This is a genomic window from Pseudomonas sp. PSPC3-2, assembly GCF_049897085.1.
GTDB lineage: Bacteria > Pseudomonadota > Gammaproteobacteria > Pseudomonadales > Pseudomonadaceae > Aquipseudomonas > Aquipseudomonas paraveronii.
The window spans coordinates 14,762-36,439 of record NZ_JAFCVO010000012.1; the positions used below are offsets into that span (position 1 = coordinate 14,762).

The following is a 21,678-nucleotide window of genomic DNA, read 5'->3' on the forward strand; positions in this document are numbered from 1 at the left end:
CCGCCGGCAACGCCTTGGTCAACAAAACCGCGACCATGCTCACGCCTGAAATGCAGTCAAATGTGGGAGGGGGCTTGCTCCCGATAGACGCGACACGGTCTCAATGACTCTCCCCAGCTTCAAGCCCCGCCGGCAACGCTTTGGTCAACAAGATCGCAACCATACTCACGCTTGAAATGCAGTCAAATGTGGGAGGGAGCTTGCTCCCGATAGGCACGACACGGTCTCAATGACTCTCCCCAGCCTTAAGCCCCGCCGGCAACGCCTTGGTCAACAAAACCGCGACCATACTCACCCCCAACGCCAGCCCCACGCAGTGAAACGCATCGTTGTAGGCCATGATCTGCGCCTGCTGGTGCGCAATCTCACTGAGTTTGCCCAGCGCCGCCGTTTGGTTGCCCAATTGCTCCGTCAGCGTCGCCAGCCGCTCCGCGACTTGGGGATTGGTCGGCACGATCGCCTCGCGTAAATAATCGAAATAGACCTTGGTGCGCGCATCCAGCAGGGTCGCCAGTAGCGCAATGCCGATAGCGCCGCCGAGGTTGCGCAGGATGTTGAACAGGCTTGAAGCCGAGCCTGCGTCCTGCGGCAGGATGTAGGCCGTGGCGATCAGCGAGATGGTCACCATGATCAACGGCTGCCCGAGGGCGCGGATGAGTTGGATCTGGTTGAACTGGCTGCCGGCAAAGTCCGGGTTGAGCACGCCCGAGGAAAAACTCGCCAGGCCGAACAGGCCGAATCCTAAGGCGCACAGCCATTTCGGCGACACATACTTCATCAGTTTCGGCACCAGCGGGATCAGGAACAGCTGGGGAACGCCCATCCACATGATCACTTCGCCGATCTGCAGCGCGTTGTAGTTCTGGATCTGCGCCAGGTACAGCGGCAGTAAATAGATCGAACCGTACAACCCGACACCCATGCCCAGGCTGGAAATGCTCGACAAGCCGAAGTTGCGATTGGCCAGGATGCCGAGGTTGATCAGCGGGTTGGGTTTGGACAGTTGCACAATCACGAAGGTGATCAGGCTCAGCAAGGCGACGCTGCCCAGGCTGACGATCAGGTTCGACTCGAGCCAGTCCTTGCGGTGGCCTTCTTCCAAAAATACCTGCAAGCAGCCCAGGCCGATGGCCATGCTGACGATGCCGGCGTAGTCGGTGCTTTTCAGCAGCTCCCAATGGGGCGCCTTTTTTTCCAGGCCGTAGAGCAGTCCGGCGATCATCAGCAGCCCGGGGGGCACGTTGATATAGAAGATGTATTCCCAGCCCCAGTTTTCCGTGAGCCAGCCGCCGATGGTCGGGCCGATGGACGGCGCGAAGGTGGCGGTCATGGCAAACATCGCCATGCCTTTGGCGCGGTGATGCTCGGGCAGCTTGATCAGGGTCAGGGTAAACGCCAGCGGGATCAGCGCGCCGCCGGTGAAGCCTTGCAGGGCGCGGAACACGATCATGCTTTCCAGGCTCCAGGCCATGGAGCACATCAGCGAGGCGATCAGGAATCCTATCGACACCCACACCGCCAGCCGCCGTGCCGAAAGCAACTGTACCAGCCAGGCGGTGAGGGGGATCATGATGATTTCGGCCACAAGGTAGGAGGTGGAAATCCACGAGCCTTCTTCCAGGGTGGCTGACAGCGCGCCTTGGATGTCCTTGAGGGACGAGTTGGTGATCTGGATGTCGAGCACCGCCATGAAGGCGCCGAGCATCACGCTCATCACCGCGATCCAGTCGCGCCGGGTCGGTTCGCCGACCGGGCGCAGCAGTGGGTCACCGGCCATCAGGCTGGTCTTTGATGTTCACTTTGACGGCGACGGACATGCCGGGGCGGATCTTGCCCTTTAGCGGGTTATCCGCAGCAAACGTGAGTTTCACCGGAATCCGTTGTACGACTTTGGTGAAGTTGCCGGTGGCATTGTCCGGCGGCAACAGGCTGAACTGCGCCCCGGAGGCGGCGAACAGGCTGTCGACCCGCGCCTCGATCGGTGTATCGCTATAAGCATCGAAGGTCAGTTCGGCCTTTTGCCCGGGCTGCATATGGCCGATTTGGGTTTCCTTGAAGTTGGCCTGAATCCAGATGTCCTGGTCGGGGACGATCGACAGCAGGTAGGCGCCGGCTTGCACGTATTGGCCATTGCGCGCGGCGCGCTGGCCGACCAGGCCACTGATGGGCGCGTGGATTTCGCTGCGGGTCAGGTTCAGCTCGGCCTGGGCCAGGTCGGTTCTGGCGTTGGCGATCAGCGCGTCGAGGCGCTTGAGCTCGGCATTCAGGGCGTTGACCTGCTGGCGCTGGCCCTGCAGGTCGGCCTGGGCCATGGTCACTTGGGAGCGGGCGATGTGGTTGTCGGCGGAGAGGGTGGTTACCCGTTCTTCCGAGACGTAGCCGGGTTTGCGCAGGGTCTGGGCGCGGGACAGGTCGATCTGCGAACGGCCCAGGCTGGCCTGGCTGGACGCCACTTTGGCTTCGCCGGCGGCGATCAGGCTGGCTTGCTGGGTGAGCTTGCTCTGCGCTTGGGTGCGCTCGGCTTCACGCATGGCGAGGGCGGCGTTGGCGCGGTCCACGGCCAGGTGGAAGTCGTCGCCTTCAAGCCTCACCAGCAGTTGGCCTTGTTGCACGTGCTCGTTATCACCGACCAGCACCTCGACAATTCGCGCGCCGAGTTGGCTGGAGACCCGTGTGATCTCGCCCTGTACGTAGGCGTTATCGGTGCTTTCGTAGAAGCGGCCCCTGAAGAACCACTGGGCGAAGAAACCCAGGGCGATCAGGCTCACGATCAATGCGAATATAAGCAGGCGGCGTTTCAGTGGGGCAGGCATGGGCGTGGCGTCTGTAACAAGAGGTAATGGAATATAACCAGCCAGCCAGTTGGCAAATAGCTATAGCGAGACTCCAGACCCAAACTTGGCCTATATGCCATGCTCGGTACGGAGGACGCTGGAGCCTAAGTGCCCATGGCTGTTACCATTCGCCCCTTGTTTTAATTTCAGTTATATCGCCCATTCGAGACCTGCCATGACCACCGTCCGCACGCGCATCGCGCCATCGCCTACCGGGGACCCCCACGTCGGCACTGCTTACATCGCCTTGTTCAACTACTGCTTTGCCAAGCAGCACGGCGGTGAATTCATCCTGCGGATCGAAGACACCGATCAACTGCGTTCGACCCGCGAGTCCGAACAGCAGATTTTCGATGCCCTGCGCTGGTTGGGCATCACCTGGTCGGAAGGCCCGGACGTCGGCGGCCCGCACGGCCCGTATCGCCAGAGCGAGCGCAGCGACATCTACAAGCAGTACACCCAGCAGTTGGTCGACATGGGCCATGCATTCCCTTGCTTCTGCACCAGCGAGGAACTGGACCAGATGCGCGCCGAGCAACAGGCCCGTGGCGAAACCCCGCGCTACGACGGCCGTGCGCTGCTGCTGTCCAAAGAAGAAGTGGCCGCACGCCTGGCTGCCGGCGAGCCCCATGTGATCCGCATGAAGGTGCCGAGCGAAGGCGTGTGCGTGGTGCCGGACATGTTGCGCGGTGACGTCGAGATCCCGTGGGATCGCATGGACATGCAAGTGCTGATGAAGACCGACGGCCTGCCGACGTACTTCCTGGCCAACGTGGTCGACGACCACCTGATGGGCATCACCCACGTGTTGCGCGGTGAAGAATGGCTGCCGTCGGCGCCGAAGCTGATCCTGCTCTACGAGTACTTTGGCTGGGAACAACCGCAACTGTGCTACATGCCGCTGCTGCGTAACCCGGACAAGAGCAAGCTGTCCAAGCGCAAGAACCCGACCTCGGTGACGTTCTATGAGCGCATGGGTTTCATGCCCGAAGCAATGCTCAACTACCTGGGGCGCATGGGCTGGTCGATGCCGGACGAGCGCGAGAAGTTCTCGCTGCAGGAAATGGTCGACAATTTCGACCTGTCACGCGTCTCGCTGGGCGGGCCGATCTTCGATATCGAGAAGCTGTCGTGGCTCAATGGCCAGTGGCTGCGCGACCTGCCAGTGGAAGCGTTTGCCAGCCGCATGCAGCAGTGGGCGTTGAACCCCGAGTACATGATGAAGATCGCACCGCTGGTGCAGGGCAGGGTGGAGACGTTCAGCCAGGTCGCACCGTTGGCCAGTTTCTTCTTTGCCGGTGGCGTGAACCCGGATGCGAAGCTGTTTGAGTCGAAGAAACTCTCCGGCGACCAGGTTCGCCAGTTGATGCAGTTGATCCTGTGGAAGCTCGAAAGCCTGCGCCAGTGGGAGAAGGACGCCATTACCGCGACGATCCAGGCGGTGGTCGAATCCCTGGAGCTGAAATTGCGCGATGCCATGCCGCTGATGTTTGCCGCGATCACCGGGCAGGCCAGTTCGGTGTCGGTACTCGATGCGATGGAAATCCTCGGTCCGGACCTCACGCGTTTCCGTCTGCGCCAAGCCCTTGATTTGCTTGGTGGTGTGTCGAAGAAAGAAAACAAAGAGTGGGAGAAGCTGCTGGGCGCTATTGCCTGAGTCAGCGCTTGTAGCGGCCAAACCCCGGTTTTTCGGGGTTTGGTTGGTAAGTGATTGTTATCCCGGCAAAAAACTTTGGAAATTGTTGAAAATAAATTTGACACGTTTCCAAAGCGCCATTAAGATTCGCCCCGTCCTCACCGATGAGGGGCTATAGCTCAGCTGGGAGAGCGCTTGCATGGCATGCAAGAGGTCAACGGTTCGATCCCGTTTAGCTCCACCAATTTACAGGTTCAAGGTCTGGCCACACCGTCCTTGAATCGATCAAGCCTAGCTTGATCATGTAGTACAGAAGGTTTTGTCCCCTTCGTCTAGTGGCCTAGGACACCGCCCTTTCACGGCGGTAACAGGGGTTCGAGTCCCCTAGGGGACGCCAGTTTCAACAAGCAGTTCGCAAGGTCTGCTGCGCCGCGAGGCGAAAAATCCGGGGCTATAGCTCAGCTGGGAGAGCGCTTGCATGGCATGCAAGAGGTCAACGGTTCGATCCCGTTTAGCTCCACCAATTTACAGGTTCAAGGTTCTGGCCACGCCGTACTTGAATCGATCAGTCTCAGCCTGATCAGTTGTATAGAAGGTTTGTGTCCCCTTCGTCTAGTGGCCTAGGACACCGCCCTTTCACGGCGGTAACAGGGGTTCGAGTCCCCTAGGGGACGCCACGATTACCCGCTCTGCGGGATTTTTAAGGGTCATTCAATTATTGAATGGCCCTTTTGTTTGTCTGGTGTTTGGCCAATTCTCCTTTCTCTTGCCCATGCGGGCTTCTGACCAGTGGTTATGCCACTCGCTTGTGAAATATTATTATGGTTATAATATTAAATCCATGAGAGTCGGAGGCAACGATGAGCGATAAAAAAGCGCAAACCCGCGAACGTATCCTGCAGGCCGCCAGCGCCGCGTTGATCCAGCGTGGCCCGGCCGAGCCGAGCGTCGGTGAAGTCATGGGCGCGGCGGGGCTGACCGTCGGCGGTTTCTACGCGCACTTTGAAAGCAAGGATGCGCTGATGCTCGAAGCCTTCAGCCAATTGTTGGCCCAGCGCCGTGCATCGATTGACGACATGGATGCGCAACTCACCGGCGAAGAACGCCGCGCCTTGGTTGCGGCGTTCTACCTGTCGCGCAAGCACCGTGACTCCACGGCCAAGGCCTGCCCGATTCCGGCAACCGTGGGCGAGATGGCCCGCCTGCCGGACGCGTTTCGCCAAGTACTCAATGAGCATGTGGAGTTGATGGCAGCGCAACTGGCCGCCAGCCCGGAAGACACCGACAAGGCCCTGTCGGACATGGCCTTGATGGTCGGTGGGCTGGCATTGGCGCGTGCCCTGGGGTCGGGTGAATTGTCGGATCGTGTGTTGCGTGCCGCGAAGTCGGCCATACGTTAAGAGGGTTTGCAGAATGGGCGCATTGACCTGGATTCGTAGCGTCAACGGCACCTTGGGGCGCCTGGCGCCGCACACGGTGGCCAACACCATGCGGCGGGTCTTCATGACCCCACGGGATCTGCCGCCGCGTGAGTGGGAGTTGCCGCTGTTGGCGCACGCAGAGCGCATCACCTTGCGTTTTGGTCTGTCGGCGTTGCGCTGGGGCCAAGGCCCGGCGGTGCTGCTGATGCACGGTTGGGAAGGGCGGCCCACCCAGTTCGCCAGCCTGATCACCGCGCTGGTGGAGAACGGCTATTCGGTGATTGCCCTGGATGGCCCGGCTCACGGCCGTTCGCCGGGGCGTGAAGCCCACGTGCTGCTGTTTGCCCGCGCCATGCTTGAAGCGGCGGCCGAGCTGCCGCCGCTGCATGCGGTGGTCGGCCACTCTATGGGTGGCGCGAGTGCGATGCTGGCGGTGCAGTTGGGGCTGCGCACCAAAGCGCTGGTGAGCATTGCTGCGCCATCGCGCTTCCTTGATGTGCTGTGTGGGTTCGCCGGCATGGTCGGGTTGCCGTCGCGGGCGCGCTCGGCGTTTATCCAGGAGGTCGAGCTGACCCTGGGCATGCCGCTCAAGCATTTGGATGTGGCCCATTACCAGATGAACCTCCCCGGTCTGATCGTGCATGCCGAAGACGATACCTTCGTGCCGGTCAGCGCGTCCCAGGTCATCCACGACGCCTGGTTCGACAGCCGCCTGTTGCGCCTGGAGCAGGGCGGACACCAGCGAGTGCTGGCCGATCCCCGGGTGGTCGACGCGGTGCTGGCCCTGCTGGCGGGCTGCCGTTTACAGGCGCGCCAAACTGCCTGATACACTGCCCTGCCGACATCAATCGACTGGAGCAAGGCATGGGCTGGGATTTGGCAACGCCGTTTATCATCGATCTGCTGGTCGCCGCTGAGGACATCGACGGCCTGGGGCACGCCAATAACGCGGTGTACGTGTCCTGGCTGGAACGTTGTGCCTGGCGCCATTCCCAGCGCCTGGGGCTGGACCTCACCGAGTACCGGCGACTGGACCGCGCCATGGCCGTGGTACGCCATGAGATCGACTACCTGGCAGCGGCCTATGAAAGCGACGAGCTGCAACTGGCGACCTGGATCGTCGACTGGGACCAGCGCCTGAAAATGACCCGTCGTTTCCAGTTGGTACGCCCTCGCGACGGCGCGACCTTACTGCGCGCGCAAACCACCTTCGTCTGCATCGAACTGTCCAGCGGCAAGCCCAAGCGCATGCCGGCGGAGTTTCTCGACGGCTACGGCCCCGCCCTGACAGGGGGTTAACGGTTGCGACGGGAAACCCAGTAAACTGCGCCACGATTTTTGTTGAGTGTTTTCCATGCAAATTGCTTTAGCGCCCATGGAGGGGTTGGTCGACAACATCCTGCGGGACGTGTTGACCCGCGTGGGCGGTATCGACTGGTGCGTGACCGAATTTATCCGCGTCAACGACCGCCTCCTCACCCCGGCGTATTTCCATAAGCTCGCCCCGGAACTGCTGCACGGTGCCCACACCGCCGCTGGCGTGCCGCTGCGTGTGCAGTTGCTCGGTTCCGACCCGGTGTGCCTGGCGGAAAACGCGGCGCTGGCTTGCGAGTTGGGCTCGCAAGTGATCGACCTGAACTTCGGCTGCCCGGCCAAGACCGTCAACAAGTCGCGCGGCGGTGCGGTGCTGCTCAAGGAGCCGGAGTTGCTCAACCGCATCGTCGAGCATGTGCGTCGCGCGGTGCCGGCGCATATCCCGGTGACCGCCAAGATGCGCCTGGGCTTCGACAGCCCGGATGGCGCGCTGGTCTGCGCGACGGCCCTGGCAGAGGGTGGTGCGGCGCATATCGTCGTGCATGCGCGGACCAAGACCGATGGCTACAAGCCGCCGGCCCACTGGGAGTGGATTCCACGCGTGCAGGATGTGGTCAAGGTGCCGGTGTTTGCCAATGGCGATATCTGGAGTGTCGAAGACTGGAAGCGTTGCCGCGAAGTCAGCGGCGCCGAAGACATCATGCTCGGGCGCGGGCTGGTTGCGCGTCCGGATCTTGCGCGGCAGATCGCGGCGGCGCGGGCCGGTGAAGAGGTTGTGGCAATGACCTGGGCGCAAATGCAGCCGATGCTCCAGGACTTCTGGACCCAGTCGGTGGCGCAACTGACCGAACGTCAGGCACCCGGTCGGCTGAAGCAGTGGTTGGCAATGTTGACGCGCAATTATCCCGAGGCGGTGGAGTTGTTTACCGCAATGCGCCGCGAGACCGATTTGAAGCAGGTGAGTCGATTGCTGGGGATGGCCCATTCTGGTGAACCTGAGTCATAAGCTATAACACTTGAATGCCTTTAAAGTGCATTGCAACAGTGGATGAATGGGTGGGGTTTTTCAATAAAATGCTTCGTATCGAAAGATGCGGGGCATTTTGCGTTTATGGGGGTTGGAATATCACACTCGGCGGCTGCGCAGTGTCTAGGGTTGTATCGGTAAGTTGCGCAGAACAGGGTTTATTAGCGGGTGTGTCCCGTTAATGTTCGGCAGGGGTACTTGGGGTGCGGGTTTTTCTAAATGGCCATGAGGCAAAATCCGAAAGTTTGATTTGGTTTCCTTATATAAGTCGCGATTTCTGGAACTCGATGGCCTCACCTTCCACGAAAGTACGGACTGTGAAGCAGCGTGAGTTGCTTTCAGCCAAGAAAAACTCTCGCGTCTTTGGCCAATTAACTGAGCCGGGGCGTGCCAATAAGGAACTCGCTGATGTCTCTAACGATTAACCATTCGCCCTTCCTCAATGTTGATACAACCGCCACGGGGCGGCAGCCGTCATCTGCGTCGACAGCCATCCACCAATCGGGTACTTCTGTGGGCAACGCGCTTGCCACTCCTGTGGCGTTACGTCATGACCATTTCAACGTGGCGAACAATGCAATGACGATTGACGTAGGTGGCTTCTCGCGGTTGATTGACATGCTGGAGCAAGTCTTCAAAACCATGCGCGAGATATTGTCGGGGAAGAATAGTGCGCCTGGTGCATTCCCCACTCAGTATAAGCCGCTCGCCGCTCCAGTCGATGCGCGCCAACTGCCGGGACACTCTACATTGACGCTTGACCCGCGAGGGCAGCACGCTTTGTCGGTGTTACCGCACGTGCACAAATCCGGCGTCTCCGTGACCAAGGATGCCAATGCCAATGTGCAGGTGAATGTAAACGTCGGCCACTGTCCTTGCCCTGATACCAAGGCGCTTGCGAACAGCGAAGTGGTGCCGAGGGTGATGCCGTCTTTACCCCACGTCCCGCCCCTGCCCGAGACACTTCGCAAGCTTAACGTGATGCCGGAGCGTCACATTCACTCCCATGTCAGGCCGACCCCAAGTCCTGGCGTGATGCCCAGCCATGCGCATGGCGTCACTCCGCAACCGACTGTCCCCGTGGTTCCGCCGATTACGCCGATTACGCCGCCGCCGCCGCCGCTGCCGGATACGCCCGCCCCGGATGTCACCAGCCCTGGGCCGGCGGAAAGTCGATTTGATTCGAGGGACTGGCGCATCAGCCCCCGGTCACTGCGCCGGTCCTGACGGTATCAACCTCTTTTAATAAGAACGAATAGGGCGCGCACTTCTTTGAAGTTTAATGTTTCGGGAAGTGCATGCCAGTGGAGGCATGTATGTCGTGTTGTTCAATTAATAATATTGCGCGTGTCGTGGGTGTGCGTCAGTTACTTTCGGTTGATTCCAAGAGTGCAAAAAATGAACAATTTCCTCAATTCGACAGGGTCGTAAATGATCCGGCCTCTGGAAATAATCCCCGGCCGATAAATGCGCAGGATAACCGCGCTGGCGTGGCGAATAACTCAGATGTAGTCGATAAGTTAGTGACACTGTTCACGTCTTTTTTTACTCAATTAATCAGCCTGGTGTCTGATAAGAAAGATAAAGCCGTGCCGGATATAGCCCCGCCCCGACCTGAGGTCGCGCCGCGCGTGGTGCCAGAGCCGGCGGCGCCACAACCTGCGCCTGCTGCGAACATTGCTGGCCTTTCGAGAAAACGCAATGGTGCGAAGCCCGACAACATCTGGAGCGGCTTTCGCCAAGGACCGGATGGCAACTGTGTGACGGTGTCGGCCATCAAGGCGGCGATGTACCGGTTTGGCCAAAGCCCTACGGATATTTTCAAGGAAGTGAAAAAAACCGAGCGTGGCTATGAGGTGGTCATGCGCGATGGTGTATCGGTCAACCTGACGGACCGGGAGCTCACCGAAGGCGCGCGGGGGGCAAAATTTGTCGGACGTGACAAAGAGATGCTCAAGGATGCGGAGTTTCTCTTTGCGGTCAGTGCCAAGCGTGCCCAGAACGAAAACAACGATGGCAGGGCGGCGCGCAGTTTTAACGCGGCGATTCGCAGTCTGAATGATGGCGAGGATGAGAGGGGGGCGGGGGAGGGTTTGAAGCGGCTGGGGTTGAGCAAGCACATGAAGAAGGTTTCTGTACGCGAACTCGCCAATGGGCAGTTGGGCATGTGCAATCGGGCCCAGCATTCGGTGGCGGTTATCAACGGCCGCGAAGAGCTGTGGGGCCGACAGGGAAAAGCCCCCACGCAGGGTGATGCCATAGCCCTAATGTGACGACGGTTGTTTTCAGTTCAGCGAACAGTGCAGCCAGTCTGAATCTGGCTGTCTGTTCGACAAATGATTTTTAAGGTGTCAGGAACTCAGTGCATGAATATCTCCACGGGTGGCCGTTCAATGAATGCAACAGCCCAGCAACGCGATGCTTTGCGCGTATTTCCGGTGAGGCCTGCAGGTGAAAAACCGGCTGATATCGCTTTGGCGTTCAACGCAACCGAGCGGCGGTTTGGCGAGAACTTTGATTGCAGCACCCACGCGGCCGTGATCAAGTTGATGATGGTGACGTTCGGTCAGCGCCCAGCCGCGATGTTTAATGAGTTAGTACCTTCGGGGGACGGGTACGACGTCACGATGAAGGATGAATTCAAGCTGCACCTGTCCCGCCAGGAGTTGCAGCAGGCGTCGCAGGCTTCACGCTTCGCGGGGGCAGACAGCGACGTGGTCAAGGATGCCAACTTTGTGTTTGCAGCGTTTGTTAAGCGCAAGCAACTGACCCAGGGGTATGCCACGTTTGAAGCCGCCTTGTCGAAGACGCTCGAGGGCGAGACTCCCCAGCGTTGTCTGCAGGGTATGGGGGTGTTCGGCCTGTCTCAGTTTGTTCCGGTGAGCGATATGGCCGGCCAGGGGGCGGTCGGTGTACTGGAAACCCATAACCGCGGGGCGGCGCTGGTGCGCGAGGGGGTCAGGCATGACCGTGGCGCTCCGCAAAAGGTGGATCGGGGTTACGGGTACATTTTGTTCAACGATCAAGCGTCGCCCTCGAGCAATCGCGACGCCGTCCCTGTGGTCCCGAGCATCCGGCCTGCGGACATCTGGAGTGGATTTTACCAAGGGGTAGAAGGCAATTGCGTCACGGTATCGGCGATCAAGGCGGCGATGATCCGGTTCGGGCGGGACCCCGGGGGGATCTATAAGCAGGTTCAAATCACCCCGGCCGGATATGACGTGGTCATGCGAGATTCCTTCCGGCTGCAACTGACCCACGAGGAAGTGCGCCAGGCCGCCGCCGAGTCGAACTTTTATGGCCGTAATCGGCAGTTGCTGGATGCCGCCCACTTTTTGTACGCGGTCAGCGCCAAACGCGCGCAGATCGAGAACAACGATTTTCGTGCCCGCGAGAGTTACACGGCGGCTCTGCATACCCTCAACGATGGTGAGTTCCCAGGCGAAGCGCTGCGCCGCCTCGGGTTGTTTGGCTACTTGCGTGAAAGTACGGTCGCAGAGTTGGCCAAGGGTGCGATCGGCACCCTGGCGGACAATGGGCATTCGGTGGCGGTGATCGATGGGGTGCTGGATTTCTATGGAGAAAAGCACGACTTGGCCTCATCGCGTTGGATGAATTCGGGGTTTCGGGCCCTGAAGCTGGTCTGAGCCTTAATCCAGCAATAGCCTGAACCCTTCTATTGGTAATGGGCGGCTGTGCAAATAGCCCTGGAATAAGTGGCAGCCCAGCTTTTGCAGGAACGCCAGTTGCTCCGGGGTTTCGACGCCTTCGGCGATCACCTCCAGGTTCAAGCTGCGGGCCATGGCCACAATGGCGCGGATGATTTCGGCGTCGTTGGGGTCGTGGGTGGCATCGCGCACGAAGGACTGGTCGATCTTCAGCGCATCCACCGGCAAGCGCTTGAGGTAGGTGAGCGATGAGTAACCGGTGCCGAAGTCGTCCATTGCAAAACTGACGCCGAGCTTTTTCAGGCGAAGCATTTTGCTGATGGTGTCATCGAGGTTCTGGATCACGATGCCTTCGGTGATTTCCAGTTTCAGCAGGCTGTAAGGCAATGAATGCTGTTTGAGGCTGCGCTCGATCCGTTCGACAAAGTCGTTCTGGCGAAACTGCCGGGGGCTGATGTTCACGCACAGGCTGAAATTCTGCGGGTCCACCTTGCCTTCTTTGATCAACTGCTCGAAGGCGGCGCACGCTTCATCGAGTATCCAGGTGCCAACTTCGAGGATCAGGCCGCTGTCTTCCAGCACCTTGATGAATTCGGACGGCGCCTGCGCGCCCAGTTGCGGATGCTGCCAGCGCACCAGCGCCTCGGCGCCGACGATCTTATTGCCGCGCGCGTCCACCTGGGGCTGGTAATGCACGCTGAATTCGCCGCGTGCCAGGGCCAGGCGCAGGTCGGTTTCCATGCGCAGTCGTTCGCTGGCGGTTTTCTGCATGCTGTTGTGGAACATCTGCGTGGCGTTGCGCCCCGAATCCTTGGCCCGGTACAACGCGATGTCAGCACGTTTGAGCAAGTCGGCTGGGGTCGAGCCATGATCGGGGATCAGCGCCACGCCAATGCTCGGCGTGACCTGCAGGCGTTGGCCGTCCAGGAACATCGGTTCGGACAGCAATTCACGCAGGGTATCGGCCAGTTCCTGAACCTGGGCGCTGACTTCGGTGCGCGTGCCCTCCAGGCCGCTGAGCAGCACCACGAACTCATCGCCACCCAGGCGCGCCACCGTGTCTTCCATGCGCACACTGGCTTCCAGGCGTGCGGTGACGATTTTCAGCACGGTATCGCCCACCGGGTGGCCGAGGGAATCGTTGATGTGCTTGAAGTGGTCGAGGTCGAGAAACAGCAATGCACCGCGCAGGTTATGGCGCTTAAGCAGAGCGATCTGCTGGCTCAGGCGGTCCATCAGCAGCGCCCGGTTGGGCAGGTTGGTCAGCGGGTCGTGGTAGGCCAGGTGGCGGATCTGCGCCTGGGCATTTTTCAACAGGCTTACATCCCGTGCGGTCAGCAGCAGGCAGGGGGTTTCATTGAGGGTGATCGGCTCGACTGAAACCTCCACCGCCAGCACATCGCCGCGCTTGTTGTGCCAGAGCATTTCCAAATGGCGGATACGGCCTTTGAGTTGCAGTTCGGCCAGCAGCACCGCGCGTTGGTTTTCATCGGCCCAGATGCCGACCTGGTACAGCGTCAGGCCAATGACGTCTTCGGCGCGAAAACCGGTCAGGCGGCAGAAGCCGTCGTTCACCTCCACATAGCGGCCGGTGTCGTGTTCGGTGATGGAAATCGCGTCGGGGCTGGAATGAAAGGCCTTGGCGAATTTTTCTTCGCTGGCCTTCAGCGCGGCCTCCGAACGTTGCTGCTGGGTAATGTCGCGCAGGGTGGTGACGATGCACGGCTGGTCGCCGACCTTGATCAGACGGCTGGAAATCACGCAGGTCAGGGCCTGGCCGCTTTTGTGGTGCGCAACGATGGCCACGTTACTCAGCGCCTGGTCGCGAATCACCTGTTCAATGCGTTGCAGGCGCTGGCTCGACTCGTCCCACAGACCGATCTGTTCGGCGTTCATGTTGATCACTTCGGCGGCCGTCCAGCCAAAGGTCTGGGTGAACGCTGGGTTGATCTCGATGAACTCGCCGCTGTCCAGGCAGGTGACGCAGATCGGGTCGGGGCTGGCCTGGAACAGGCTGGCGAACTTTTCTTCGGAGGCGCTCAGGCGTTGTTCGCGCTCGACCTGGTCGGTGATGTCCAGCAGGGTGCCGGCCATGCGCAGCGGCGCGCCTCGCTCGTCGCGGTACAGGCGTGCGCGACTTTCCAGGTAGCGCGAGCTGCCGTCTTCCAGTGGTACGCGGTAAGTCAGCTGATAGTTGCCGGCTGGGCCTTCGCGCAGGGTGCGATAGGCATTACGCATATTCTCACGCTCTTCCTTGGGCATGCCCTCGAAAAACGCTTCGAACGATTCATGGAACGCCTCGGACGGCAGGCCGTGCAGTTGGGCAGCGCGTGCTGAGCCGTAGAGCATGCCGGTGGGAATGTGCCAGTCCCAGGTGCCCAATTGCGCCGAGTCCAGGGCCAGGTCCAGGCGCTCTTGGCTGTCCTTTAAGGCTTGTTCGGCGTTTTTACGCTCGGTGGTGTCGAGAAAGGTGCTGATCAGGTAAGCCTCGCCCTCCAGTTCGACCTTCTGTGCGCAGAGCGTGCCGTCGTGGATCTGCCCGTTGCTGGCACAGAACTGGACTTCCATGGTGATGGGTTCACCCTTGCGCTGGGTGGCCTTGACCAGTTGCGCGCGTTGTTCGGGGTGGCGCCACAGGCCGAGGTCCAAGGTGGTGCGACCGATGGCGTCGGCGACCGGCCAGCCGAAGAGGATCTCGAAATACTGGTTGGCTTCGCTGATCAATCCGTCGGACTGGCGGGTGAGCAGGACCATGTTCGGGCACAGGTGAAACAGCGTGGCGAAGCGTTTTTCGGAGTGGCTGAGGGCGTGTTCGCGTTCGCGTTGGCGGGTGGTCTCGCGGATCACCCCGATCATGCGGCGCCGGCCGGCTTTGTCCGGTGCCAGGCTGCCATTGATTTCCAGCCAGTGCTGGCTGCCATCCGGCCACTGGATATGATGGTGCATGGCCTGCTCGAATGGCTCGCCGGCGACTATTGCGTGAAACGCGCGGACCACCCGGGCGCGGTCTTCCGGCGCGAGCAGGTCCAGGTAATCCAGATCCTTGGGCAATGGTTGGCGCGGGTCAAAACCGAACAGCGCCTGGGTGCCCCGTGACCAACTGATACGCCCGGTATCGATTTCCCAACACCACGCACCCAGCCGCGCAGCGTTAAGCGCTGCCAGCAGTTGCGGGGCGCTGTCCCAGCTTTGTTCCGCCTCTTTAGGGTCAAGGGCGTAAATGCGGGGTAGGGATGGCATTGGGTCGACGGGATTGGGCATTATCAAAAAGCCTTGGCTCGATGGGCGTTCGGCGCGGTTTTGCTCAGGCCTTGAGGCCGCACAGTTTCATGCCGGTGTCCCTGGCAGATCGACCTGTGCATCCAAAAGGCTCATAAAAGCCCGCGCAGCGTTCGACAGCGTCCTTTCGGTATGCACGATATAGCCTAGCTGGCGACTGAGTTGTATGCCTGGCAAAGCGATACTTGCCACTTGATCATCGAGCATGGTGCGCGGTAATACGCTCCACGCCAAGCCGATGGACACCATCATCTTGATGGTTTCCAGATAGTTTGTGCTCATCGCGATGTTCGGCGTGAGGCCCTGGGCCTCGAACAGGCGTCTGACAATGTGATGGGTAAACGTGTTGCCACCGGGGAAAACCGCCGGGTGCCCGGCGATGTCCACCAGGCTGACCGAGCCGGTGTGGGTCAGGCTGTGCTCGGGCGCAACTACGAAATCCAGCGGGTCGTCCCAAACCGGGGTGGCGCGCACCAGGTTGTGCGGCTCGGGCGCCAGGGTGATCACCGCCACTTCGGCGCGGCCATGCAGGATCTCTTCGTAGGCCACTTCCGAGTCGAGAAACTGAATATCCAGCGCAACGTTGGGGTATTGCCGGGTGAAGGTGCGCAGGATCGGCGGCAGGCGATGCAGGCCGATATGGTGGCTGGTGGCCAATGTGAGACGCCCGCTGACTTCGCCGGTGAGGTTGGTGAGGGCGCGCCGGGTGTCGTCCAATACGTTGAGAATCTGATAGGCGCGCGGCAACAAGGCACGCCCGGCTTCGGTCAAGCCGACTTCACGGCCCAGGCGATCGAACAAACGCACCTTTAATTGTTGCTCCAGGCCGGCAATGCGTTTGCTGATGGCCGGTTGGGTCAGGTGCAGGCGCTCGCCGGCGCCGGAGAAGCTGCCGGTCTCGGCGATGGCGATAAAGGCATTGAGGTTGGCCAGGTCCATTGTGGTATTCCAGTTGGTAATCCAAAGCATAAAAAATATGAATTTGAGTTATTTAATGTAGCGCCATACCATCAGCCTCACAAGCCAAAGGGTTATTGAATGTCTCAAGACCCGGGGCATAGAAAGACCGCTGATGAGGACCGACTGATGGCCGGCAAAACGCTTTACGACAAGCTTTGGGATTCCCATGAAGTGAAACGGCGCGACGATGGCTCGTCGCTGATCTATATCGACCGTCACATCATCCATGAAGTGACCTCGCCCCAAGCGTTCGAAGGCCTGCGACTGGCCGGGCGTAAGCCTTGGCGCGTCGACTCGATCATCGCCACCCCGGACCACAACGTGCCGACCACCCCGGAGCGCAAGGGCGGGATCGACGCCATTATCGACACGGTGTCGCGTTTGCAGGTGCAAACCCTCGACGACTACTGCGACGAATATGGCATCACCGAATTCAAGATGAATGACGTGCGTCAGGGCATCGTTCACGTGATTGGCCCGGAGCAGGGTGCCACCTTGCCCGGCATGACCGTGGTCTGCGGCGACTCCCACACCTCCACCCACGGCGCGTTCGGTGCCCTGGCCCACGGCATCGGCACGTCCGAGGTGGAACATGTGTTCGCCACCCAGTGCCTGGTCGCCAAGAAAATGAAGAACATGCTGGTACGCGTCGAAGGCCAATTGCCGTTTGGCGTGACCGCCAAGGACATCGTGCTCGCCGTGATCGGCAAGATCGGCACCGCCGGCGGTAACGGCCATGCCATCGAATTCGCCGGCAGCGCCATTCGCGACCTGTCCGTCGAAGGCCGCATGACCATCTGCAACATGTCCATCGAAGCCGGTGCCCGCGTGGGCATGGTGGCGGCGGATGAAAAAACCGTCGAATACGTAAAAGGCCGTCCATTCGCTCCGAAAGGCGCCGACTGGGATACCGCCGTTGAGGCCTGGAAAGACCTGGTCTCCGATGCCGATGCCGTGTTTGACACCGTGGTTGAACTCGACGCCAGCCAGATCAAGCCGCAAGTCAGCTGGGGCACCTCGCCGGAAATGGTCTTGGCCGTCGACCAGAACGTGCCGGACCCGGCCAAGGAAACCGACCTGGTCAAGCGCGGTTCGATCGAGCGTGCCTTGAAGTACATGGGCTTGAAAGCCAACCAGGCGATCACCGACATTCAGTTGGATCGCGTGTTCATCGGTTCCTGCACCAACTCGCGGATCGAAGACCTGCGCGCCGCGGCGGTGATCGCCAAGGGCCGCAAAGTCGCCTCGACCATCAAGCAGGCCATCGTGGTGCCGGGTTCGGGCCTGGTGAAAGCCCAGGCCGAAGCGGAAGGCCTGGACAAGATCTTCCTCGAAGCCGGTTTTGAATGGCGTGAGCCGGGCTGCTCCATGTGCCTGGCGATGAACCCGGACCGCTTGGAGTCCGGCGAGCATTGCGCGTCGACCTCCAACCGTAACTTCGAAGGGCGTCAGGGCGCCGGTGGGCGTACCCACCTGGTCAGCCCGGCCATGGCCGCCGCCGCTGCCGTCAACGGTCGTTTCATCGACGTTCGCGAATTGATCTGAGGAATACCCGATGAGAGCTTTTACCCAACACACAGGTCTTGTCGCGCCGTTGGACCGTGCCAACGTGGACACTGACCAGATCATCCCCAAGCAGTTCTTGAAGTCGATCAAGCGCACCGGTTTCGGCCCTAACCTGTTCGACGAGTGGCGCTACCTGGACGTGGGCTACGCCTACCAGGACAACTCCAAGCGCCCGCTGAACAAGGACTTCGTGCTCAACGCCGAACGTTACCAGGGTGCCAGCGTGCTGCTGGCGCGGGAAAACTTCGGCTGCGGTTCCAGCCGCGAACACGCGCCGTGGGCCCTGGAAGAATATGGCTTTCGCAGCATCATCGCGCCGAGCTACGCCGACATCTTCTTCAACAACAGCTTCAAGAACGGCTTGCTGCCGATCATCTTGAGCGATGCCGAAGTGGACGAGCTGTTCAAGCAAGTCGAAGCCGATGTCGGCTACCAACTGACGGTTGACTTGGCTGCACAGACGGTGACCCGTCCGGACGGCAAGGTGTATCACTTTGAAGTCGATGCTTTCCGTAAGCACTGCCTGATCAACGGCCTGGACGACATCGGCCTGACCTTGCAGGACGGCGATGCGATTGCCGCGTTTGAAACCAAGCATCGGGCCAGCCAGCCTTGGTTGTTTCGCGACGCTTGATGTGATGTAGGCAGGACCGCCGCCATCGGGAGCAAGCTTCCTCCCACATGTTGAATTGTGAGCACGTTCAAATGTGGGAGGGGCGGTGCGACGATTCGACTTGCCCCCGATGGGGCCAGAACAAACACCACAAGGTCCATTGAGGAAACTCCCATGACCAAAGCCGCCCACACCCAAGTCGTGCAAAAACAATTCGGCGAGCAGGCCTCGGCCTACCTGAGCAGTGCCGTACACGCCCAAGGCACTGAATTCGCGCTGCTCCAGGCCGAACTGGCCGGGCACGGCGCTGCGCGACTGCTGGATTTGGGCTGCGGTGCCGGTCATGTCAGTTTCCATGTGGCGCCGCTGGTAAAAGAAGTGGTGGCCTACGACCTGTCCCTGCAGATGCTTGACGTGGTCGCCGCCGCTGCCGTGGACCGTGGCTTGGGCAATATCCGCACGGTACACGGCGCCGCTGAGCGCTTGCCGTTCGCCGACGGCGAATTCGACTTCGTGTTCAGCCGCTATTCGGCGCACCATTGGAGCGACCTCGGCCTGGCCCTGCGCGAAGTGCGCCGGGTGCTTAAGCCGGGTGGCGTGGCGGCGTTTGTCGATGTCTTGTCACCGGGTAGCCCGCTGTTGGACACTTACCTGCAAACCGTCGAAGTGCTGCGCGACACCAGCCACGTGCGCGATTACTCCGCCGCCGAATGGATGCGCCAGCTCAGCGAAGCCGGTCTGCATGTGCGCAACAGCAGCCGCCAGCGCCTGCGCCTGGAATACACCTCGTGGGTCGAGCGCATGCGCACGCCGCCGGCCTTGTGCGCGGCGATCCTTGAGCTGCAACAGGCGATGGGCCAGGAAGTCCGCGATTACTATGAAATTCAAGCCGACGGCACCTTCAGCACCGACGTGCTGGTGGTTTGGGCCGAACGCTGAGTATTTTTCCCGACCTGCCTCTGGGCGGGTCGCACGATGAAATGAGGAACGCATGAGCAAGCAGATTCTGATTCTTCCAGGCGACGGTATTGGTCCGGAAATCATGGCCGAAGCGGTCAAAGTCCTGGAGTTGGCCAACACCAAGTACAACCTGGGCTTCGAATTGAGCCACGACGTGATCGGCGGCGCGGCCATCGACAAGCACGGCGTGCCCCTGGCCGACGAGACCCTGGACCGCGCCCGTGCTGCCGACGCCGTGCTGCTCGGCGCCGTGGGTGGCCCGAAATGGGACAAGATCGACCGTGACATTCGCCCTGAGCGCGGCCTGCTGAAGATCCGTGCGCAACTGGGCCTGTTCGGCAACCTGCGCCCGGCGATCCTCTACCCGCAACTGGCCGACGCGTCGAGCCTCAAGCCGGAAGTGGTGGCGGGCCTGGATATCCTGATCGTGCGCGAGCTGACCGGCGGTATCTACTTCGGCTCGCCGCGCGGTGTGCGCGAACTGCCAAATGGCGAGCGCCAGGCCTACGACACCCTGCCGTACAGCGAAAGCGAAATTCGCCGTATCGCCCGGGTCGGTTTCGACATGGCCCGCGTGCGTAGCAAGAAGATCTGCTCGGTCGATAAGGCCAACGTCCTGGCCTCCAGCCAGTTGTGGCGTGAAATCGTCGAGGAAGTCGCCAAAGACTACCCGGACGTCGAACTCAGCCACATGTACGTCGATAACGCCGCCATGCAATTGGTGCGCGCGCCGAAGCAGTTCGACGTGATCGTCACCGACAACCTGTTCGGCGACATCCTGTCCGACCAGGCGTCGATGCTCACCGGTTCCATCGGCATGCTGCCGTCGGCGTCCTTGGACACCAACAACAAGGGCATGTACGAGCCGTGCCACGGTTCGGCGCCGGACATCGCCGGCCAGGGCATTGCCAACCCGTTGGCGACTATTTTGTCGGTGTCGATGATGCTGCGTTACAGCTTCAACCTGAGTGACGCGGCGGATGCCATCGAGAAGGCCGTGAGCCTGGTGCTGGACCAGGGCTTGCGCACCGGCGACATCTGGTCGAAGGGTTGCACCAAAGTCGGTACGCAAGAAATGGGCGACGCAGTAGTCGCCGCGCTGCGGAATCTGTAATCTCTCGGGCCCGCTTGCAGTTGTTGCTGCAAGGCGGCCCACTTTTTAACAAGGTGTAGTTGCGATGAAACGTGTAGGTCTGATCGGTTGGCGCGGTATGGTCGGTTCCGTGCTCATGCAGCGGATGCTGGAAGAGCAGGATTTCGATCTTATTGAGCCGGTGTTTTTCACCACTTCGAACGTGGGCGGCCAAGGGCCGTCCGTGGGCAAGGATATTGCTCCGCTCAAGGACGCCTACAGCATTGAAGAGCTGAAAACTCTCGATGTGATTCTGACCTGCCAGGGTGGCGACTACACCAGCGAAGTCTTCCCCAAGCTGCGCGAAGCCGGCTGGCAGGGTTATTGGATCGACGCTGCATCCAGCCTGCGCATGCAGGACGATGCGGTGATCGTTCTCGATCCGGTCAACCGCAAGGTCATCGACCAGCAGCTCGACGCTGGCACCAAGAACTACATCGGTGGCAACTGCACCGTCAGCCTGATGCTGATGGGTCTGGGCGGCCTCTTCGAAGCCGGCCTGGTCGAGTGGATGAGCGCCATGACCTATCAGGCGGCGTCCGGCGCCGGCGCGCAGAACATGCGCGAACTGATCAAGCAGATGGGCGCGACCCACGCGGCCGTCGCCGATCAACTGGCCGACCCAGCCAGCGCGATCCTCGACATTGACCGCCGTGTGGCCGAAGCCATGCGCAGCGACGCGTACCCGACCGAGAACTTCGGCGTACCGTTGGCCGGTAGCCTGATCCCGTGGATCGACAAGGAACTGCCGAACGGCCAGAGCCGTGAAGAGTGGAAGGCCCAGGCCGAGACCAACAAGATCCTCGGTCGTTTCAAGAGCCCGATCCCGGTGGACGGCATCTGCGTGCGCATCGGCGCCATGCGCTGCCACAGCCAGGCGCTGACCATCAAGCTGAACAAAGACGTGCCGATCGCCGATATCGAAGGGCTGATCAGCCAGCACAACCCATGGGTCAAGCTGGTGCCGAACAGCCGCGACATCAGCATGCAGGAGCTGAGCCCGACCAAGGTCACCGGCACCCTGAATGTACCGGTGGGGCGTCTGCGCAAGCTGAACATGGGCACCCAATACCTGGGCGCGTTCACCGTCGGCGACCAACTGCTGTGGGGCGCGGCCGAACCGCTGCGCCGCATGCTGCGGATTCTGCTGGAGCGTTGATCGCGTAAGGCACTAAGAAAAACCCGCGACTGGTGACAGACGCGGGTTTTTTATTGTTCTTTCGGGCGCTATCGGGGGCAAGCCCCCTCCCACATTCGACCGAATTCCA

Annotated in this window: 17 protein-coding genes and 4 tRNA genes; 17 read left to right on the forward strand and 4 right to left on the reverse strand. The window is 60.6% G+C overall.

Annotated features, from left to right (window positions below; genetic code table 11):
• Positions 1-226: 226 nt before the first annotated feature.
• Both ACP7CJ_RS19815 and ACP7CJ_RS19820 read right to left on the reverse strand, forming a co-directional pair.
• Positions 227-1,717, reverse strand: a complete 1,491-nt coding sequence (locus tag ACP7CJ_RS19815; RefSeq protein ID WP_276197969.1) for an MDR family MFS transporter — start codon at positions 1,715-1,717, stop codon at positions 227-229.
• 49 nt (positions 1,718-1,766) lie between these two features.
• Entirely contained in the window at positions 1,767-2,813 is a 1,047-nt protein-coding gene (locus ACP7CJ_RS19820) for an HlyD family secretion protein (RefSeq protein WP_426101230.1), read from the reverse strand.
• Positions 2,814-3,009: 196 nt separating this feature from the next.
• Between ACP7CJ_RS19820 and gltX the strand changes: the two genes are divergently transcribed.
• The 12 genes from gltX (at position 3,010) to ACP7CJ_RS19880 (ending at position 11,879) form a co-directional block, all read left to right on the forward strand.
• A complete protein-coding gene (gene gltX / locus ACP7CJ_RS19825; RefSeq protein WP_247403104.1) occupies positions 3,010-4,491 on the forward strand; it encodes a glutamate--tRNA ligase in 1,482 nt (493 codons plus the stop codon).
• A gap of 147 nt (positions 4,492-4,638) precedes the next feature.
• Positions 4,639-4,714, forward strand: a tRNA-Ala gene (locus ACP7CJ_RS19830).
• Positions 4,715-4,791: 77 nt separating this feature from the next.
• A tRNA-Glu gene (locus ACP7CJ_RS19835) sits at positions 4,792-4,867 on the forward strand.
• 50 nt (positions 4,868-4,917) lie between these two features.
• A tRNA-Ala gene (locus ACP7CJ_RS19840) sits at positions 4,918-4,993 on the forward strand.
• A 78-nt stretch (positions 4,994-5,071) separates the two neighbouring features.
• Positions 5,072-5,147 (forward strand) — tRNA-Glu (locus ACP7CJ_RS19845).
• 183 nt (positions 5,148-5,330) lie between these two features.
• The gene (locus ACP7CJ_RS19850; RefSeq protein WP_276194078.1) at positions 5,331-5,870 is read left to right on the forward strand and encodes a TetR/AcrR family transcriptional regulator; all 540 of its coding nucleotides are present in this window, start codon (positions 5,331-5,333) and stop codon (positions 5,868-5,870) included.
• Positions 5,871-5,883: 13 nt separating this feature from the next.
• A complete protein-coding gene (locus ACP7CJ_RS19855) occupies positions 5,884-6,717 on the forward strand; it encodes an alpha/beta hydrolase (RefSeq protein ID WP_426101231.1) in 834 nt (277 codons plus the stop codon).
• Between the two features lie 38 nt (positions 6,718-6,755).
• Positions 6,756-7,190: an acyl-CoA thioesterase gene (locus ACP7CJ_RS19860; protein ID WP_426101233.1), complete on the forward strand. Its 435-nt coding sequence runs from the start codon at positions 6,756-6,758 to the stop codon at positions 7,188-7,190.
• A gap of 55 nt (positions 7,191-7,245) precedes the next feature.
• Positions 7,246-8,211, forward strand: a complete 966-nt coding sequence (locus ACP7CJ_RS19865) for a tRNA dihydrouridine synthase (protein WP_276194075.1) — start codon at positions 7,246-7,248, stop codon at positions 8,209-8,211.
• A 429-nt stretch (positions 8,212-8,640) separates the two neighbouring features.
• Positions 8,641-9,459, forward strand: coding sequence for a hypothetical protein (locus ACP7CJ_RS19870; RefSeq protein WP_426101235.1), 819 nt, complete (start codon positions 8,641-8,643; stop codon positions 9,457-9,459).
• 89 nt (positions 9,460-9,548) lie between these two features.
• Positions 9,549-10,505 carry a hypothetical protein gene (locus ACP7CJ_RS19875; protein ID WP_426101237.1) on the forward strand — a complete coding sequence of 319 codons (957 nt, stop codon included), beginning with the start codon at positions 9,549-9,551 and terminating at the stop codon, positions 10,503-10,505.
• Positions 10,506-10,598: 93 nt separating this feature from the next.
• On the forward strand, positions 10,599-11,879 hold the full coding sequence (locus ACP7CJ_RS19880) for a hypothetical protein (protein ID WP_426101239.1): 1,281 nt from the start codon (positions 10,599-10,601) through the stop codon (positions 11,877-11,879).
• 3 nt (positions 11,880-11,882) lie between these two features.
• Here ACP7CJ_RS19880 and ACP7CJ_RS19885 read toward each other — a convergent pair whose 3' ends face one another.
• On the reverse strand, positions 11,883-15,161 hold the full coding sequence (locus ACP7CJ_RS19885) for an EAL domain-containing protein (protein ID WP_276194071.1): 3,279 nt from the start codon (positions 15,159-15,161) through the stop codon (positions 11,883-11,885).
• 66 nt (positions 15,162-15,227) lie between these two features.
• Positions 15,228-16,118 carry a LysR family transcriptional regulator gene (locus ACP7CJ_RS19890; RefSeq protein WP_276194070.1) on the reverse strand — a complete coding sequence of 297 codons (891 nt, stop codon included), beginning with the start codon at positions 16,116-16,118 and terminating at the stop codon, positions 15,228-15,230.
• A 147-nt stretch (positions 16,119-16,265) separates the two neighbouring features.
• On the opposite strand from ACP7CJ_RS19890, the gene leuC reads away from it, so the two are divergent.
• The 5 genes from leuC to asd all read left to right on the forward strand — a co-directional run bounded on the left by leuC (position 16,266) and on the right by asd (position 21,569).
• On the forward strand, positions 16,266-17,684 hold the full coding sequence (gene leuC / locus ACP7CJ_RS19895) for a 3-isopropylmalate dehydratase large subunit (protein ID WP_426101241.1): 1,419 nt from the start codon (positions 16,266-16,268) through the stop codon (positions 17,682-17,684).
• Positions 17,685-17,694: 10 nt separating this feature from the next.
• Entirely contained in the window at positions 17,695-18,339 is a 645-nt protein-coding gene (gene leuD / locus ACP7CJ_RS19900; protein ID WP_094953214.1) for a 3-isopropylmalate dehydratase small subunit, read from the forward strand.
• A gap of 153 nt (positions 18,340-18,492) precedes the next feature.
• Positions 18,493-19,257, forward strand: coding sequence for a class I SAM-dependent methyltransferase (locus ACP7CJ_RS19905; protein WP_426101243.1), 765 nt, complete (start codon positions 18,493-18,495; stop codon positions 19,255-19,257).
• A 52-nt stretch (positions 19,258-19,309) separates the two neighbouring features.
• A complete protein-coding gene (gene leuB, locus ACP7CJ_RS19910) occupies positions 19,310-20,392 on the forward strand; it encodes a 3-isopropylmalate dehydrogenase (protein ID WP_276194067.1) in 1,083 nt (360 codons plus the stop codon).
• Between the two features lie 64 nt (positions 20,393-20,456).
• Positions 20,457-21,569 carry an aspartate-semialdehyde dehydrogenase gene (gene asd, locus ACP7CJ_RS19915; protein WP_095146332.1) on the forward strand — a complete coding sequence of 371 codons (1,113 nt, stop codon included), beginning with the start codon at positions 20,457-20,459 and terminating at the stop codon, positions 21,567-21,569.
• Positions 21,570-21,678 lie beyond the last annotated feature (109 nt).

Coding starts and splice junctions, on each gene's coding strand:
- ACP7CJ_RS19820 (WP_426101230.1), bottom strand. CDS start 2,813: ATGCCTGCCCCACTGAAACGCCGCCTGCTTATATTCGCATTGATCGTG.
- gltX (WP_247403104.1), top strand. CDS start 3,010: ATGACCACCGTCCGCACGCGCATCGCGCCATCGCCTACCGGGGACCCC.
- ACP7CJ_RS19850 (WP_276194078.1), top strand. CDS start 5,331: ATGAGCGATAAAAAAGCGCAAACCCGCGAACGTATCCTGCAGGCCGCC.
- ACP7CJ_RS19855 (WP_426101231.1), top strand. CDS start 5,884: ATGGGCGCATTGACCTGGATTCGTAGCGTCAACGGCACCTTGGGGCGC.
- ACP7CJ_RS19860 (WP_426101233.1), top strand. CDS start 6,756: ATGGGCTGGGATTTGGCAACGCCGTTTATCATCGATCTGCTGGTCGCC.
- ACP7CJ_RS19865 (WP_276194075.1), top strand. CDS start 7,246: ATGCAAATTGCTTTAGCGCCCATGGAGGGGTTGGTCGACAACATCCTG.
- ACP7CJ_RS19870 (WP_426101235.1), top strand. CDS start 8,641: ATGTCTCTAACGATTAACCATTCGCCCTTCCTCAATGTTGATACAACC.
- ACP7CJ_RS19875 (WP_426101237.1), top strand. CDS start 9,549: ATGTCGTGTTGTTCAATTAATAATATTGCGCGTGTCGTGGGTGTGCGT.
- ACP7CJ_RS19880 (WP_426101239.1), top strand. CDS start 10,599: ATGAATATCTCCACGGGTGGCCGTTCAATGAATGCAACAGCCCAGCAA.
- ACP7CJ_RS19885 (WP_276194071.1), bottom strand. CDS start 15,161: ATGCCCAATCCCGTCGACCCAATGCCATCCCTACCCCGCATTTACGCC.
- ACP7CJ_RS19890 (WP_276194070.1), bottom strand. CDS start 16,118: ATGGACCTGGCCAACCTCAATGCCTTTATCGCCATCGCCGAGACCGGC.
- leuC (WP_426101241.1), top strand. CDS start 16,266: ATGGCCGGCAAAACGCTTTACGACAAGCTTTGGGATTCCCATGAAGTG.
- leuD (WP_094953214.1), top strand. CDS start 17,695: ATGAGAGCTTTTACCCAACACACAGGTCTTGTCGCGCCGTTGGACCGT.
- ACP7CJ_RS19905 (WP_426101243.1), top strand. CDS start 18,493: ATGACCAAAGCCGCCCACACCCAAGTCGTGCAAAAACAATTCGGCGAG.
- leuB (WP_276194067.1), top strand. CDS start 19,310: ATGAGCAAGCAGATTCTGATTCTTCCAGGCGACGGTATTGGTCCGGAA.
- asd (WP_095146332.1), top strand. CDS start 20,457: ATGAAACGTGTAGGTCTGATCGGTTGGCGCGGTATGGTCGGTTCCGTG.